The 16508-nt window shown below is 56.4% G+C and carries 11 protein-coding genes; 6 read left to right on the top strand and 5 right to left on the bottom strand.

Features of this window, described 5'->3' with window-relative positions; all coding sequences use genetic code 11:
• Positions 1-50 precede the first annotated feature (50 nt).
• Complete coding sequence (locus tag DLM46_RS17860) at positions 51-857, top strand: DUF4276 family protein (protein ID WP_115102176.1); 807 nt, start codon at positions 51-53, stop codon at positions 855-857.
• The gene (locus tag DLM46_RS17855; protein WP_115102174.1) at positions 850-1539 is read left to right on the top strand and encodes a hypothetical protein; all 690 of its coding nucleotides are present in this window, start codon (positions 850-852) and stop codon (positions 1537-1539) included. Before DLM46_RS17860 ends, DLM46_RS17855 begins: the two co-directional genes overlap by 8 nt.
• Positions 1540-1677: 138 nt before the next feature.
• Here the strand turns inward: DLM46_RS17855 and DLM46_RS17850 are convergent, their stop codons facing one another.
• The 3 genes from DLM46_RS17850 to DLM46_RS17840 all read right to left on the bottom strand — a co-directional run bounded on the left by DLM46_RS17850 (position 1678) and on the right by DLM46_RS17840 (position 10380).
• A complete protein-coding gene (locus DLM46_RS17850; RefSeq protein WP_244306282.1) occupies positions 1678-2400 on the bottom strand; it encodes a hypothetical protein in 723 nt (240 codons plus the stop codon).
• Positions 2390-4225: an RNA-directed DNA polymerase gene (locus DLM46_RS17845; RefSeq protein WP_244306280.1), complete on the bottom strand. Its 1836-nt coding sequence runs from the start codon at positions 4223-4225 to the stop codon at positions 2390-2392. Before DLM46_RS17845 ends, DLM46_RS17850 begins: the two co-directional genes overlap by 11 nt.
• A gap of 224 nt (positions 4226-4449) precedes the next feature.
• Positions 4450-10380, bottom strand: a complete 5931-nt coding sequence (locus DLM46_RS17840) for a DUF3320 domain-containing protein (protein ID WP_208866296.1) — start codon at positions 10378-10380, stop codon at positions 4450-4452.
• A gap of 134 nt (positions 10381-10514) precedes the next feature.
• Between DLM46_RS17840 and DLM46_RS17835 the strand changes: the two genes are divergently transcribed.
• Positions 10515-10964 (top strand): SRPBCC family protein, encoded by a 450-nt coding sequence (locus DLM46_RS17835; RefSeq protein WP_133300355.1) that lies wholly within the window; start codon positions 10515-10517, stop codon positions 10962-10964.
• An 80-nt stretch (positions 10965-11044) separates the two neighbouring features.
• Here the strand turns inward: DLM46_RS17835 and DLM46_RS17830 are convergent, their stop codons facing one another.
• Together DLM46_RS17830 and DLM46_RS39855 are read right to left on the bottom strand one after the other, a co-directional pair.
• A complete protein-coding gene (locus DLM46_RS17830) occupies positions 11045-11602 on the bottom strand; it encodes an NMCC_0638 family (lipo)protein (RefSeq protein ID WP_115102114.1) in 558 nt (185 codons plus the stop codon).
• A 123-nt stretch (positions 11603-11725) separates the two neighbouring features.
• Positions 11726-12538: an ATP-binding protein gene (locus tag DLM46_RS39855; protein WP_208866295.1), complete on the bottom strand. Its 813-nt coding sequence runs from the start codon at positions 12536-12538 to the stop codon at positions 11726-11728.
• 493 nt (positions 12539-13031) lie between these two features.
• On the opposite strand from DLM46_RS39855, the gene DLM46_RS17815 reads away from it, so the two are divergent.
• The 3 genes from DLM46_RS17815 to DLM46_RS17805 all read left to right on the top strand — a co-directional run bounded on the left by DLM46_RS17815 (position 13032) and on the right by DLM46_RS17805 (position 15533).
• Positions 13032-13943, top strand: coding sequence for a hypothetical protein (locus DLM46_RS17815; RefSeq protein WP_115102110.1), 912 nt, complete (start codon positions 13032-13034; stop codon positions 13941-13943).
• A gap of 109 nt (positions 13944-14052) precedes the next feature.
• On the top strand, positions 14053-14526 hold the full coding sequence (locus DLM46_RS17810) for a hypothetical protein (protein WP_115102107.1): 474 nt from the start codon (positions 14053-14055) through the stop codon (positions 14524-14526).
• 530 nt (positions 14527-15056) lie between these two features.
• On the top strand, positions 15057-15533 hold the full coding sequence (locus tag DLM46_RS17805; protein WP_133300354.1) for a hypothetical protein: 477 nt from the start codon (positions 15057-15059) through the stop codon (positions 15531-15533).
• The last annotated feature ends 975 nt before the right edge of the window (positions 15534-16508 follow it).

Below are 16508 nucleotides of genomic sequence, written 5' to 3'. Positions count from 1 at the left end.
CTTGACTTTAATCTCAAGATTCTCCATATATCACTCCGAATGAGCCACGAATGCAAGAAAAACTGAAAATTATTGTCGAAGGAAGAGCCGACGTTGCCATCATTGAAAACCTCATCTTGGCTCTGGAATATCAGTCCGAAGGCATTGTCGTTGAAGCATGGGGCGGAAAAGACGAAATAAAGAAGCGAGTGAAGAAACTTGAGTTGCGTCAGCCTCAGAAAGACAAGCTGATGATTCTGATAGACTCAGACTTGCCTTCTGTTGAAGACTCCCGTGAACACGCGCGTTACGAATTGGGGAATCCCGACGTCTCAGTTTTCTGTGCGGTTCCGACCATTGAAGCGTGGCTGTTCGCTGACAAAGAACTGGCACTCACACGGGCGAAAGGCCCGAATGCCAAGAGTGTCATAGAACGCATCACATCGCCAGAAAGCATCCCTCATCCCAAAAATCTTGCACGCTTGATATTGAGAACGAGGGACGATTCGCCCGAGAGCTATAACTTTTTTTCTCACGTGGACGTGCTTGCCGCTGCGTCAAGGAGCCCATCGCTAGCAACATTTGTGGAGGGCGTAAACGAAAAGCTGGGGCGACACTCGGATATCTTATCTGAGGCAATCGCTAGCCATGTGCCTCAGAGCATATTTGCAAATTTGCTTAAAGAGTTGCCTGGAGGAATGTTGGCATGGCGTACTCTTGATAAAGACTACACCGCCGAAGAACTATTTCAACTTGTCGACGATGGCGACCCGATTGGTCTGCAATATCTAACAGATTTACTTCGTCTGTCGCGGGATATCTTGGCTGCACGAAAGGCAGGCGTCCAATCTGATGAGGGTACGCAACGCGATGACTAAAGTGTTCGCCCCATCTTATGACCCAGCGACCCGTGACAATGCCGCAATCGCCCGCCTAGTTGAAGTCTTCTGGCCTATAAACATAGGCTTAATCGGGGAGCATGCAAACTCTGACGATTTTTGGGAGACGTTAGTCTCCTGCGACGAGCCGTTGGTAATTATGTCTCACGGGGACCACGACTGTGTGTGCGAGTCGCGCTCAAAGGACCTAATTACCGTTGTCGATATAAAAAACAACAAGAATGATATTTTGAACAAAATCTTGTTTGTTTTCGCGTGCAAAACAGCCTTGACCCTTGGCTCTAAATTCGGCTCTACCGGGAAACAGAAAGCTAAGAAAGGCGTATGGTGGGGTTACAATCGCTCGATATCGGCACCCGAAAAATCCGAAAAGGCGAATTTTGTGAGAGTTTTCGAACACATCGCCGTCGCGATTTCTGGTGCTCAGACGCCCGAAGCCGCGCGAGTTTTGGTTGAGGCGCTGAAGAATATGTGCACAGGGTTTTACGATAATGCCGTCCAGAGCATGGCGACCGCGCGGATACCAGCGAGGGCCCAAGAGGTCGCGACTTTGTATCGTCACTTTTGGGAACATCTGGAAGTTAACTTTGCCACTGGAGAATGGGTGGCACCTTACGCACCACCTCCCGTTCAAAATATGTGGAAACCGACGCAAAAGTAGTTAAGCGCGCTGCGAGCTGACGACTGTGAGTTGAACTTCGCCGAGTTTCTCTACGAGAGCCTCGGAGGCGCACAGTCGTCCACAGAAGAACTTGGCCAAACATGTCACCTCACGCGTGTTGTGGCATAGGTCGCGACCCTAGCGCGTGAGTCGCGAGCCGACAAGCGACATAAAAAGTTGAAGAACGTCTACTTTCGTTCTTCCACTGCTAATAGTTGATATGAAAGAGTCGACTCGGATAGACACCTCTTCGCCCCTGCGAGGGTTGAGCAGGATGAGGTGTTCCCATTCTTTGCCCCGCCCCTCTAACGTGGCCGCATAGCTCAAGAGCCAGTATATGGCGACCTGTCGGTAGTCTGAAGCAGCGAATCGTTTGGCCGTGCATTTGACCTCAATCAATGCTCGCCCCACCGAGAAGTCGCCCCGCCCACTCGCTATCCATTCCAAGCCCGGAATTGCCGGGCTCAGCATGAGAGGCAGGCTACGTTCCTCGCTGATGGTTCGAAGTCGAGCTGCCAGATTTTCTCCGACAATCGTAGCGAGCGACTTGTCACACAACGATATCTCTTCCGGCTGCTTCGCATCAAAGAAAGCTTGTTGGCGCTGGAGCGCCACGTCGATGCATTCATTCCAATCGATTCCGGCGTTTGTTAAGAGACGCTCCCCAACGGAGTAGCCAAGCTCGAACAGCATAGCCCGTTGAAGCGTGGACTGCGCAAGTAGGGCTGCCGGCAACTGCTGAATCTCAAAGTTATCTGCGCCGGAGTTGAAGTGCGCAACAATTCCTGGCGTCAGTTGCGGAAAGACCTCGTCAAATATTCCGGGAATTTCGCGTGCGACTGTGCGAGGGTCAATCTGCATCTTTGGCCCCTTTCGACCATTGCTCGTACACCATCGCGAACAGAGGCTCCGCGCCGCGTGGGTGCTTTTTCAGTTTCTGTTTGTCCTTTTCCTTATCCAACGGAACCTCCACGCCGAGTGCCCAGGCCTGTGGCGTAGCATGGCGGAATTGCCGTCGTGCGGCGTCCCCTTCGTCGTCGAAACTATATGTCGCGAGCCAAAACAGGCGTTTGCAATCAGCGCTCAATTGAGGCCACCGATTCCGTAGGAAGTTGAATCCGGTCCTATCGCCCCAAATTCGCCAGCAGTCAATGCAAGCACGCCGTACCGCGTCGAGTTGCGTCGCGTCCCAAAGTTGTCGCACATACATCGCTCGCTCGGGCGTCGAGCAGAATCTTAAGCAACGCATGTAATGGAGAAGGCTCGTATCGGCCCTGAGCAGATGTGCCGAATGGCCCGGAACTGCATCCAGCAATGAATCGATGTCTTTGTGTATGGATTCGAAGCGCGAGTCACCGCGTAGATGGGCAACGCCACGCATGATAGTAGAGAACGACGAGCGGAACGCATGGAGATTCGTTCCGTTGAGCAAAATCGATGCGATTTCGAGTGCAACGTTCGGCTCGTGGAGTCGCATGGTACGTCCGATTTGCGCGACTAGGAAAGTGTCAGGTAACGCCTTCTCTAGTTCCCGATTCAGCAGATTCCGGACTTCAAGCGTCTCGACAGTCTCCTTCAGCGATTCATAGTCGTGGCTCGGGTTGTCGGAGTACGGGTCAAATTTCAGGTCAATGGTCCGGAGCTTGTTTGCCTCGTCGTCCCCAGCGCCAAGCTGCGAGTTTACATAGTCTCGGTAGTGCTTCGTTGAGAGAAAAACGGTCTTCGACTTGTTGAGGCTTAGACCGTAGTCCATCAAGCTTTGCGCCAGTACTCCCAGAACACGGTAGGCATCCGCGGTGTCGGCGGCAATCAGCACGTAGTCGTCAACGTACCGGTGCCACATGACACCTGCCACCGTAATGGCCGTATCGACCTGGTTGAGGAACAATTCCGCCAGAATACGGGCACCTTGTCCGCCAACCGGCAGTCCGAACGACCTACCCGCAGAAAACTTGCCTAGTAGCGCATTAACTTGCTTCGAGACTTGCTTGCCATCACCGCCAAGGTCGTTTATGAAATTTTCAATGTAATGATGCGAGACGTGCTCGTAGAAGCCCGAAATGTCAGTCTGGACAATAACCGCGTCGGGACCTGCAGCCTCAAGACCCTGAACAGTCGCCTCCTTGAACGCGCGCCACGAGCGGTTTGAATCAAACAACTGCGCTCCGCCACCGTCCAGGAACCGGTACGAGTGCACATTGGCTTTGCGTTGGGGTTCCAGCACCTCTGCCACCGATACGGCCAAACCGTTAAGGTAAATGTTCCAAAACGGATGAATCTTCGTTACCACTCGGAAGCCAGCAGGACCCGACGGTGCAATAAGTCGTTCGCTGGGTACGTGCAAACCGGCGATTCGCTCATTGTTTTCCTTAATCGGCCCGCAGCGCAACTCCTCGTAAAACCCGAGCGCGATGGTCGCCAAGTCTTGCACCTGGTCTCCACAGAACCGAACGTCCATGTCGAACGGTAGCGTGTCATTGTCGCCGTGTGCTGAAATATCTAAAGCGGCGCGTTCGAAATGACTCAAGGTTGGCTTTAGCAATTTTGGCCCCTTCTTCGGTAGCGCATTATGTCCGGTAGGGAGGTTGCATTGTTTTGCGCTCCATCGGAAAAGAGCGCAAACCGCCTCGATGCAGGCGCATGATTTTTTTACAGTTCCCACTTTAACCGCCTTCACTTTCAGCACTGCTGCTGGCTCGCCGGGTCTATGCAGTCAAAAACTTCGACCGGTCCTTGGCACCGGCCAGCCACGCCGAAGCACGCCCAAGCCACCTTGCCCGAGCAACACATCCTTGGCGCCATGCTGAATTCGTTTCGACCCAAGTGCCAGAGCGCTCATCTCAGTAGCCACATGGCGGAACTTCCCATGCAAAGCATTCTGGATTTCTGATTCCATGAACCTCCGCTAACTCACTTCCGCAAACGAACTGAACCGGCCTTCAAAGCCACTGCCGCTTGGACTCTCCCGTGGGTCAGCGCCCGAGAAATTCGTATGCCGGCCTCGGCGGTTGTCCTAGCCACACCGAGTAGTCGACAAACCGCCTTTGCCAGTCCATCTTGCGACGTGCCACCTTGTTGCATCAGGATGTACACGACCGCATTACCCAATTCTTCGAGGCTAATCTCGTCGATACTGCGGCGTGTTTCGGTGTCACTTCCAGGCACCCGGATACCTTCCCATGTACTCGGGTTTGCATGCTCTGGCCAATAAAAAGTGATGTCGTTGTCCGCCCTACGGGCCAACTGCCTAGGCACCAATGCACTCAAGTGAGCCTCGATGCGGCTACCAACCCTGGACAACCCCCAAGCCCGCGTCACGCGCTTGAACACTATCGCCTGCGATACTGGTCCTTCCGTTTCGATTACTTTGAGTAACTGACTGGCCAAAGTCGACATTGAGCGGCTCTCGTAGAAGAGGTCTGGGTTGCCTTTGTCCAAGCTAGTCAGTACGTATTCGGGCAACTGAGTGGCATGCGCAATCGACTCTACGACCGATTCGGCTCCGGCGTACAAAGCGTGCGGCTCTTCCTCACACTCCGCATCTTCCGGCGGTTCAACAGCCGGTTCGTCCTCGGTCGGCACGGTCGATACCAACTCTTCCAGTCGGGCCACAAGCTTTCGTATCGGCTCTTCCGGATTCAACCACCAGTCGGTAGACCAGATGCGGTACAGTTCCCAGCCCAGCCCTTCAAGGACATGCTGTCGGAGCCGGTCACGGTCGCGTGCCGTCGCGCCGGAGTGATACATGGCACCATCGCATTCGACACCCAGCAGATAGCGGCCCGGCGCACGCGGGTCGACGACGCCAATATCAATCCGGTATCCGGACACGCCGACCTGCGGGTGGACTGTCCAACCTTTCTCACGGAGGGCGGAAATAACCTGCCGCTCGAACGGGCTATCGGGCTCCCGTCCAGTCGCCATACTTTGCTCAACCAAGGCGCGTGGACCTCGAATGGCGAACTCCAGATAGTTCTTCAGGTCTCGGACGCCGGCGGCCCGGACGCGCGACAGGTCAATCTGTTCGGGAAGAAGCGTGCTGAAAATCACGACGCCCACGCGGGCACGCGATACGGCCACGTTGAGACGCCGATGGCCACCTTCCAGGTTCAACGGCCCGAAGTTGAGACTGAGCTTTGCCGACGTATCCGGGCCATAGGTGATGGAAAAGAAGATGATGTCCCGCTCATCACCCTGGACGTTTTCCAGGTTCTTGATGAATAGCGCCTCCTGCGCCGCCTGCGCAATAGCCTGGTCCAGTTGCTGAGATGCCCGGCGGCGTTCATCCAGCATCCGCTCAATCAGGATTTGCTGCGCCTGGTTGAAAGTCACTACACCGAGCGTCAGATTCCGCTTCCCCGAGTCCAGGTAGTGCCGCTCAATCGCCTTGACGATGGCATCGGCTTCCGCCCGATTGGTTCGCGAGCCACCGCGGTCGTAGACCCCCTGTACGCGTTCAAAGCGCACGCTCTGGTCGTCTGTCACCGGCGACGGGAACGTGACCAGTTCGTTGTCGTAGTACGTGACATTGCTGAAGGTAATCAGCCCTTCATGCTTGCTTCGGTAGTGCCAGTTCAACCGCAGTTCAGGCAGGCCGATACTGAGACATTCGTCCAGGATACTCTCGAGGTCCTGAACGTCATCGCTATCCGCTCCATCCTCCGAGTCATCTGACCGCGCGAAGAAGCTGGTCGGCGGCAGTTGCTTTGGGTCGCCGACGCAGACAAGCTGCTTACCGCGAGCGATGGCGCCGACGGCATCCCACACCGGAATCTGGGAAGCCTCGTCGAAGATGACCACATCGAACTGGGCGTGCGACGCGTCCAGATACTGGGCGACCGACAAAGGTGACATCAGCAGGCATGGCTTCAGTCGGGTCATCAGGCTCGGCAAGTTTTGCACCAACTGCCGAATCGGCATGTGCTTGCGCTGCTTCTGCAATTCGCGCCGCAGCTTCCCCAGTTCAGAATCAGCACCAGGCACAACCTCGACGCTCGCCGGAATCTGGCCCGCGAGTCTGGCTGCAATGTATTGCTGGGTCAGCTTCTGAAAACGCTCGTCAGCTTCCTTGAACTCAGCAATCTTGCGGTCATGCTCGGCACTCGAGAAGTTGCAGAGCACCGGCTCCCGGTCAATAGCTTTCCGCAGCCACCAGCTCTGGTAGCTGTATTCAAAGAACGTCGCCACACTTGATAACGGCGTCTCTCCAGACTCCAGTGCATCAACAATACCCCGTAGCCCGCTGCTGATTGCATTGGAGCGGGATTTCCGCCACAGGCACCACGGCTGCAGCTGGCGCGAAGCAGATTGCCATCCTTGAAGCAAGCTCAACAGCCGAGGAATCACGCCGGCGGCCGTCGGGTCAAGACCGAGGTCAGCCTGACAGTGTCCAAGCTCAATGACCCGGCGGAGTTGAGTCACGACGTCCCGATAGCAATCGCGGTACGACAACAAACTGGAGCCAAGAGGCATGTCTGCCTTCAGCATGCCCCGATTGTCGGAAACAAGCGGCTGCAGCTTTGCGCGGAGCGTCTGGGCCAACTCGATGTCGTTGCCCGCGATTGCCGTTACCGCGTCCGCGAATGACGTCGCCCACCGCTCGACCGACTCGACGGTGTTCCAGTCCGTCTTCGACGCCGCGAACGTTTCATGCAGCAGTCGCGACGCGTCGTGAGCCATAGACTCAATGACCCTGTCCTCGGCATTGACGGCGGTCAGTGCCGTAATGACGGCCGGAACATCCCCACCTTGTGGGCGACGCTGGTCATGTCGATGCAAGCGCAATCGTCCGGTCACCGCGCGCTGGGCGAACAGGCTCTTCGGCCACCAGGTGTTGGTTGCTGCCGCCCACTGCAATTTCAGCTCGGACGCACTCAGGGTGGCGACATCGTCCATGTAGTGTTTGCTCAGAGGCTCCCACGCCTGATTGCGCGCCAGGCCGTGCTGTCTGAGGCTGCCAAGTCGGTTGCGAGCGGACTCCTCATGCGCCGACCGGGCAACCTCGACCGGAATGGTGGGCGCGGCGGAAAGCACGTCGGCCAGTACATCGAATTTGCCCAACCCATTCAGGGAGAAAGCAACTCTGGGAAGGTCCAGCTGATTCAGCAGGTTCGATGCAGCCTCATCCAGCTTCTTGATTTGGGCTTCAAACACCGAAACCGCGTCGAGAAACTCTTGCTGCCAGGACGGCATCCATTCGGTCTTGTGTACGACTGCCAGAGGATGGTTCTGCAAACCGGCTAACTGGCCGGCCAGAGCGCCCATCTGGCGGCAGGCCTCACGCAGAACCTCGAGCTGGGCGCGGTTATGCAAATCTGCATCTGCCCACGGCATCGCTCCAGGCCGCATTTCCGCATACTGCAGGGTGGTTCCGATGGCCTCGTAAACGGTCAGGTCATTCGGATAAATGCGATGCAGCGCACGCGCGACCCCATTGAGGTCTGTGCGGAGCGTCAGGAGTCGTTCGGACTCTCGCTCCCAGTCCTTCACCGTGCGCGCACCGGCGGCATCAAGTGCAATGCCTAGCTGTTTCAGGACATCCGCTTTCTTTGCCTTGGACGAATGCAGCTCGAGACAAAATGGCCCCAGGCCAAGACTGCTAAGCCGGCGATGCACCACCTCCAGCGCAGCCATCTTCTCCGAGACGAACAACACCGTCTTCCCGGTGGCCAACAGGTGGGCAATCAGGTTCGAGATGGTCTGGCTCTTACCCGTTCCAGGCGGGCCTTCAATGACAAGGTTCTTGCCTTCAGCTGCGACGCAAACGGCACGCAACTGTGAAGAGTCCGACAGCAACGGCGTGAACAGGTCTTGAGGCCGGAACTTCTCGTCCAAGGTGCTGGGCTCGAAGCCCGTCGCGCTGTCAGCAAACGCCTTGCCGGGATTGTTAATCAGATGTGCAACAACACTGCTTTCCTGGAGCTGCTTCTGGCGGTCCTGGAGGTCCTTCCACATCAGGTATTTCGTGAACGAGAAGATACCAAGATGGACCTGCTCCTTGACCTCCCATCCCTTCAGTTCGCCCACATGCAGCCGGAACGTCTGCAGAATCCGGTTGACGTCGATACCACGGTCATCGGTCGGCAAGACGTCGAGCGGAGGCAGCTTCAGGCTGAAATCCTGCTGAAGCTTTTGCAGCAGCGTCGGGTTCACGAGTGCGTCGTCGTCGTGACGAACCAAGCGGAAACCACTCCGGACGGACTGGCGGGATAACGTAACGGGGATAAGTAGAATCGGAGCTAGATGGCTGGATTCTGCATCCTTGCTCTCCTGCCATTCCAGCATCCCGAAAGCCAGAAACAGCGTATTGGCGCCGCCTTCCTCCATTCCCGTGCTGGCCGCTCGGAATATATCGAGAAGCCTGCCTTCAAGAGCTTCCTCCTCGATGTCCGTGACGATTTCGTTCCGGCCGAGCGCGTCCGTCGCCAAGTCATCCATTGCCGCTGTACCATTTCGGCCGGCGTACACATTGGCATCGCGACTATCCGAACCGGACATCATCTTCGGCTTCGCGCGAACCCGAAATTCCTTTCCATCCGCAAGCCGGTCTTCCAGCGCGCCCGGGTCAGGGCAAATGACGCGTAGCGTGGATTTGGTCGGCTTGAAATTTAGGAGCTTGTTTCGGAGCGTCAAGTCGAGCAGCTTGCTCTTCCATTTCGCCAGACGACCTTCTGGTGTCTCAGGTTCTGCTTCGTCACGCCGCGGTATGACGACCGGGTCCAGCGGCGGCAACTTCGGCACGTCCTCGATGATGGGCGTTTCGGCCTGGGCAATCGGGACAGTCTGCTCATCTACGTGCGACGAACGGGACGGGAGTGGACGAATGTGCACTTCGCGCGCGCGCCGGACATCTACGGCATACGCGAACTCGGCTTCGTCGTTCAGGTGTTCCTCGCCACGAGTGCAAGCCCAGCGGAGGGACGGTTTCTGACCTCCCGCCACGCCGGTGGTCTCGAAGACCATGAACTCGCCGGATTTCACCCGCTTACGAACTGCCTGAACATCGTCCACCAATGCGGTCGGAAAGCTGGTCTCTATCAGCCAGACGCCAACCCAGGCATGGCCTTCCTTGAACAACACAACAGGGTGTAGACCGGCTTGCTCCAGGCAAGACGCGAACAGCATGGCGAGGTCCAGGCAGGTCGCAAGCTTGCCATCCAGAATGCGTTCTGGCGTCCGGATTTTCTGGCCGTCATTTCCGAAGGATGCCGGCGGATTGGAGTATTGGATGTCCTCGGCAACTATCGTGCTGTAAATGGCCGATGCCTGCTTCCAGACCTTCTCGCGATTCTTGGACTGGTACCCGTCCATCGACAGGTCGGCCGACGTCTGGCGCAGAAGCCCGGATGCCCGAGCGAGAAGTTTGTCCACGACCCGCGAGTTCGGCATGCAGAACGCGGCCAGCAACTCGGGCAACGACCGCGTGCCGGCCCATTGGTCGTAGGCGAGCACATCGATGTTGTGAGTCGCCGTTACAAGTTCCGTATCCTGAACACGCACCGATGCCGTGATGACGGCCCGCTCTGATTCGTCGAGCTGGCTGAAGTAGTGATGGTCGGGACGCAGGTCGACAGGTGCGAGACGGCGGCTTTCGCCGGGCGCCAATGCTTCGAAACGGAAACGTGCGCTCTCGGCAAAGGCCGGCACACATTTGACGAGCAGCTCGACATCAGAGAACACCGCCTCCCCGTCGTTCGTGACCAGAATTTCACGGATGACCGGAACGTTGTTCTGAATCGCCGCATACCCTATCGTTAGGTCGGCAATGACCTGAACGCTCGGTAGCTTTACATCAGTATCAGTCGCCAACTCCTCGGCGTCGTCTGCGTGCCCGTGCGTCATAACCCCGTTCCCCATTATTGCCACCGAGTTCAACCATAGCCGTTACTGTGGACGACGCCATCCTGGTTGAACCGTGATATTGATTGCGCTATTACCAGTAGTGTTTTGCAGGGCGTGCGTCGGCGCTTTTGCTTATGCGAATTGCATGGAAATCACGCCTTTATGCATTCCCGTTGTTGACTGAAATATACGCTTTTTTGACCGAGAGACGGGAATGGGACCCCTTTGCAACACGCACTGAATTGCTTAACCGGGCGGCAGCGCCCGCGGTCGGTGTCGATGAATACATCGAAAGTGTCGGCGGTTTGGTTATGGTATCGCGCTATGTGGCGTTCCTGCCGCCGCACGTCGCAGCAGTCTCAATGATTGAAGGGCCACGTCTACTGGCAAGCTTCAGTGGGGGATGGAAATTCCGGCAGATGTCACCCACCCACTGCAGTGCGACCTTCACATACAATTTCAAGACTTCGCCGATTTGGCTTCGCTGGTTGACGGAGCCGATTGCCGACTTCTGGTCCCAGCGACAGGCACGCGCACGGCTGGATGGTTTCAAGGCATGGGCAGAGGTTGGTTCTACCGAATGAACAAATACCGAACCCGAACTGCAGGCCCGTGATTTCGGTTTGAACAATCTGGCGGTTTCCACCGTGACGTAGCGTCCACCTTACTCGGCTTTTGCTGGCATGAGCCTCAAACGGACCTGCACCTCTGCAGTCGGTGATGCTGACGCTATAGCGCTCGCATACAGCCCGCTTTGCCGGCCTTCCTTTGACAAGAGGTAGGACAGATAGTGATAGGTGCCGCCCTGTCCTTCAATATCCCTGTCCTCAAGAACCTTTACCATGAGCCCAGGTCGCCCCGTTCCGAGGACAATGCGTTTGAACTGGTTGATTGAGGTCGCTGCATCGGCTCTCCTCGCCCAAACGGAGCATGAATTGTCAGGCTGCGAAATCACCACATATTCACCCACGGAACTCGAAGCAGACCATACTTCGCCGGGTTTCCCACGAAGCACCGTCTGCGAGAACGAAACGTCAGTATGGCGTAGATGGTAACGGTCTGCCAGCTCGCGGAGCTTTGCAGTGTCCCCAGCGGATGGAATGCACAGGTCCATGAACAACCGGGTAGCTGCATTCGCTTGCGCGATGGGACCAGACGGTGATTCCTGGGCGTGAGCGCAAACGAAATTCATAAGAGCCACTGCCAGTAAAATTCTCTTCATGGCATTCCTTTCTCCAGGCCGCGGAGCACGTCAACGTGCTGCAACATATGCCGCCACCCCACCGGAACATCACTTGCCGACGGACTCGTTACCTCACGGTGAGTGAAAAACCCGTGGGGCGCGTCAGTTCGCTGCTGCTTTCGTTCGTACGGCCGATGGCTCGCCGGTTTGCTTGAACATCTCGTCCATCAGGTCCTGCACGACGCCGTCAGCATTAGGAAACTGGTGCAACACGGAGTTCTTCCAATGCCCTGACGCGATAAGGCCGCCATTTGGTGCCTTGTAAAAGCGAATGTCCATCGAACGCAGGTACATAACGATGTCCCAAAACCAGCTGTCGGTGTAGGTGACATTCATGTCCGCCTTGTCGCATGCCGGCGCAAGCGATACCGACACACCATGATTTTCCAGGTTGCGTTGGATTGCTGCGTCCATGTCAGCAGACTTGCCGCCGTGCGCGGTAAAGCACGCTGTCGTCATCGGCGAGCCTTTCGCCTGCGGACCAGCGGTGACGTTTTGAGTCGTTGAACATCCAGAAAGAATGGCGAGCGCCAACACAGCAGCGACAGCGAAGACCAAAGTGCGCATTTTATTTTCCTGTTTGAATGCAAAGACGGCACTCTGTATATCGGCAGCTACGTCGCGTATCTCACAGTGACTGAACACCTTCAGGAACGTGAACCTGCCGACCCCTTTGCCTCCGAGCTTCACCTTGGAAAGCGTGTAAGTCTCCCCGAAAGAAGCGATGTTCGCGTCGTTAAATCCGACACCGTCGTCCGTGACCTCGAAGCCGTCGGTAATCTGGGTTTCGTCACCACCTTCCCTAGCTAGGTCATTGGCGACAAGTAACCGAATTCGTATCGAACCGGACGTTGGTCCTCCACGCTTGTCTTCAATCGCATCCATTGCGTTGGACACAGCTTCGAAGAGCGGCATGAGCCCCTTGGATGGCGCCAGGTCCAGTCTGTCTACCAACCCTCGGATATTGGTTAGCACGGCATCCCCTTCTTTTAGTTTTGATGCGGCAGGCGGCCACGATTCTGCCTCGATGAAATGTAGATTCTAATCCACATGCCGTTTCTCGGAACGGCGGAAACGCAACTCCCAGCGGGATGACTGACCAGACCGACTTTCGGCTTACATATGAGCCTGATAGGGAACACCTTGGCGGAGGTGGTTTCATCGAGCAAATCGGCTTGTTGCGTCGGCATCGTTTTCCTCGCAAATGAGTTTGTCCGATGTCGTGTAGGGAGGAATGTGAGGGGCGGCGAACTGATAAGGGTTCTTTTCGAAGGGCGGTTTCTCGATAACGCGCTAGTATTATTGGACTACGGGGTCGTATGGGCGTTTGAGCCGCTCAGCGTGAGGTAAATAAAAAATGTCATGTTTATCCAGACGACGGCGCAACGCCGCAATTTCGGCGCGCGGGATGCGCGAATTCTTGGCGCTGGCCGGCACCGTCGCCCTGAGCTTCGTCCTGACGGCGTGCGACCGCCGGCCTGCGCCGGACACCGCGAGCACGGCAACTGCACCTGCCGCCCTCACAGCGACCGCTCCGGAGACGACAGCGGAAGCGAAGGACCCGTTGGCGCTGCCCGCCGGCGACCTCGATGATGAAACGATTGCGAACTACCTTTATGCCGCCATGGATTTCAAGCGGCCGGACGAGTTTTCCAAGGGCTTCAACGATGCCGCGCTTGTCGGCCGGCACTTCGAAATTGAAATCCCGTCCGACAAGCCAGGTAAGCGCGGGCCGACGTATTACTACGACCCGGACAAGGAGCAACTCACTCTCATTGTGCGTCCGGCCTACGGAAGTTATGAAGGTGGCGATAACTCCCTTGACTATCTCACTTTCGTACAGGAAACCTCGTACGGAGCGCCCAAGCTGGCGTCTAACGCTTTTAAGGTAACCAAGGAGGTCACCCCCGTTTCCTACCGGGTCATCGGCATTGGCGCCGTGGCAGGAACGTACATGGGAGTCTTTCCGAAAGATAGCTTATCGACCAAGGAGACCATTATTTATCGGGACCTCACCAAAACGCTCAAACTCGACCCGCGCGCAGCCAAGACGGCCGTCGAAGGATTGACGATGAAGGTGGAGGGTACGGTCGCCAAGGACGGCAACGGCCACTCGATTACGTGCAAGACCAGCACTCGAGGGGCGACGCTCGACCACCTGTACGAGGAAAGCTGGCACCAGTGCGTCCTGTCGGCGAAGCTCAGCCGTATCACCGTCAGTTCGCCAAATGCCGGTGTGCTGGCCCAATGGGGCGCGTCCCGCCGAGCAGAGGGCAAAAAAGGCGAGAAAACGTCGAAAACGGTTTCGACAACAGGGTGACGCTTTTCCCTTTCGGCCCAGCCGCCAACGCGCTTGCCAGCACACTTGAAAATGGAGGCCGGTCGCGAATCGCGTGTCGTGATAGATTTCTGCTCACCCGAAGGAGTCGATGATGCAGACAAAAAATCGCTGGGAACGGGGACACGAGACTTTCCGTTGGGAGTACGAGACGTATGACATCAGCAGACTACTGGAGGACATCTCTCGAGGGATTCCGGGTATTTACGGTTGCGTCCTCAATCTCGAAGAGCTCGAAAGTTACCGGGCTATCCTTGAGGGCATAGCTCATCCTGACGTACCGGAGGGACTAGCTGAGAAACACCGTATTCAGCTCGACAGGGCCTACGTCGAAACACTTGAGGAAGCCGACTTGCACGAGCCCATCGTAATGCTCCATGTTGGAGACAACGAAGGTATCGTCCAATTCGAGAAGCTTGAACCAGGCGCGAACTACGTTGTGGCCGACGGCAATCACCGGCTAATCCGCGCCTGTCAGTTGCAACTCCCCGAGATTGAGGTGCACGTCGTTCCTCGCGAAATCGCGAAGAGATATGTCATCGCGCAAGACGACTACGTGGACTAGCTTCGTGGCGCACCCTAATCCGTTCGCGACCTTCCTCCGTTCGAGCTTATCCGCGCTGTTACCGTGTGCATGCCACAGGCTGTTCTCGGCAGGCAAATTGATTCGGTATGCTCCATATACATGTCATTGATGCGGCGTCGGTATTCGGTAACGACTTCAGCCATTCGTTGTCGCCCAACTTACACTTTTCCCGGCTTGCAATTCACTAGTTGCTGGCCTACGCTCAACCTACATATCTGCAATATCGCCTCACCTCGTTGTGAGTCGACTGGTGTCCGGGGGCGGTGTAGTTAACTAAGGCCAATTGGCGACTATGGACACTTGCTTCCAGCACACATTCTCGATACATCGTCAGTAGCGCCTCGGCGCGCCCTCTCCGGCGCATGCACGCGCTCGTCTCTACGCCTTGAAAAGCCGCGGAGGCGACACATGCGTTCGCACCTTTTTGTCCGCACTTGGAGATGGCCGCGGAATGGCACGTCGTGCGGAGCCGGCTGTTACCTCGCCGCAACCGATGAAGGAGTGCAGCCGTGCAGAAACTTCTAATTTCTTTTTTAGGTGCGTTGTCGTTAGTGATGGGACTGGCGGGAGCGCCGAGGGCGCTGGCCACGACGACCACGCTGACTTTCGATGACATACCCTCAGGAAGCAATCTCACGACCCAATACCAGAATGTCGGAGTAGCGGTTTCGGGCGCCTCTGTATACGCCGCATCTTTAATCGGTGTGCCAGCCAACACGCAGCCGAACGTCGCCTACGCGCCTTCCGGCTTGATGTCGTTCACCCTGAATACCGCCATCACCGGTAATGTTCAGAGAGCGTCGGCCTACCTTACTGGACCCGCCGGCATCGGCATCTACGCCTATGATGCTTCGAACACTTTGGTTGGGCAGGTGAACGTGCCCGTCAACGTCGTGAATGAGTTCGTCACCGTCACCACCTTCGGAAACCCGATTGCCCTGTGCAGATTCATGACGGGGGCAGCCAATTCTTCGTCGATACCGTGACCTTCACCAGCGCAAACACGCCATTCGCGAATTTCGCCGCAACACTGTATCTGGCGACGAAGCAACCCATATTTGCGGCCAGCGAAACATTCACACACGGGGCCAACAGCACGGGCATCAACCCGGCAACGCGGGCCGTCACGCTGACGATTGGCGCACTTACTATCGACTTACCGGCGGGGTCATTTGTGCCCGACGCACCGCCTCGGAAGGGGGCTACGTTTATCGGGGAGCCACAAATGGCGTCGATTTGTTTGTATACATTTACCCGACTAAAACACCAAAGACTTATCAGTTGTTCGTGCTTTGCGGGTACTCATTCCCTGCGGGCGTGAGCGTGATGCCAGTGGCACTTACTATTGGAGACAATTCTGGAAGTGTGAACGTGAGGCCGAGCTATGTGAAGGTGGCTCCGACGTCGCCGTGACGCTCTAATCACGGACGTACATGGGATAGTGTGCCGGCTCATCGCGCGCGGGATGAGCCAAGGCCTCTCGAACTCGGCTTGGTTGAATCCTCAGGAACTGAACTCTCACATCATCCGTGGTTGATGCCGACCGAGATACGCACGAAAACAGCTTCTAATACAAAGCAATTCTAGCGGACTTCATGCGAGCGCTGATGCCGTTGTATGTGGCGAGCCAGCCGGGAAAATTGGCCAGCGAACTGCTACCACTCGGCGCGTCGCGGCGGAGAATTGGAACACTGTAGATGCGCCGTTTCTCCCTGATGAAATGACCTCGCGCCGTTAGCAAATGTAGTGACACGTCCACGCGGCCCGCTCACGCCTTGAACCGGTTCTCCCTATGCCAGGCTAGGAAGCCCTGCTGCTCAACGCTCGGGCGCTGCTTCAACCCATCTCGTTATACACAAATCGACGCTTCCAGAAACGATGGTGGAATAGCAAAGCAGCCAGAAGGGGGTTGTTAACAATGCGGATTTCGCGTTTACTCTCGGATTTTCGGCATGAAGATC

This window comes from Paraburkholderia lacunae (assembly GCF_003353175.1).
Taxonomy (GTDB): Bacteria; Pseudomonadota; Gammaproteobacteria; order Burkholderiales; family Burkholderiaceae; genus Paraburkholderia; species Paraburkholderia lacunae.
The sequence above is the reverse complement of the archived record's forward strand: the minus strand, read 5'-3'. Positions and strand labels throughout refer to the sequence as shown.

Bases quoted from the DNA above. Each gene is read 5' to 3' on its own strand.
- DLM46_RS17860 (WP_115102176.1), top strand. From the start codon at position 51: ATGCAAGAAAAACTGAAAATTATTGTCGAAGGAAGAGCCGACGTTGCC.
- DLM46_RS17855 (WP_115102174.1), top strand. From the start codon at position 850: ATGACTAAAGTGTTCGCCCCATCTTATGACCCAGCGACCCGTGACAAT.
- DLM46_RS17850 (WP_244306282.1), bottom strand. From the start codon at position 2,400: ATGCAGATTGACCCTCGCACAGTCGCACGCGAAATTCCCGGAATATTT.
- DLM46_RS17840 (WP_208866296.1), bottom strand. From the start codon at position 10,380: ATGACGCACGGGCACGCAGACGACGCCGAGGAGTTGGCGACTGATACT.
- DLM46_RS17835 (WP_133300355.1), top strand. From the start codon at position 10,515: ATGCGAATTGCATGGAAATCACGCCTTTATGCATTCCCGTTGTTGACT.
- DLM46_RS17830 (WP_115102114.1), bottom strand. From the start codon at position 11,602: ATGAAGAGAATTTTACTGGCAGTGGCTCTTATGAATTTCGTTTGCGCT.
- DLM46_RS39855 (WP_208866295.1), bottom strand. From the start codon at position 12,538: ATGCCGCTCTTCGAAGCTGTGTCCAACGCAATGGATGCGATTGAAGAC.
- DLM46_RS17815 (WP_115102110.1), top strand. From the start codon at position 13,032: ATGCGCGAATTCTTGGCGCTGGCCGGCACCGTCGCCCTGAGCTTCGTC.
- DLM46_RS17810 (WP_115102107.1), top strand. From the start codon at position 14,053: ATGATGCAGACAAAAAATCGCTGGGAACGGGGACACGAGACTTTCCGT.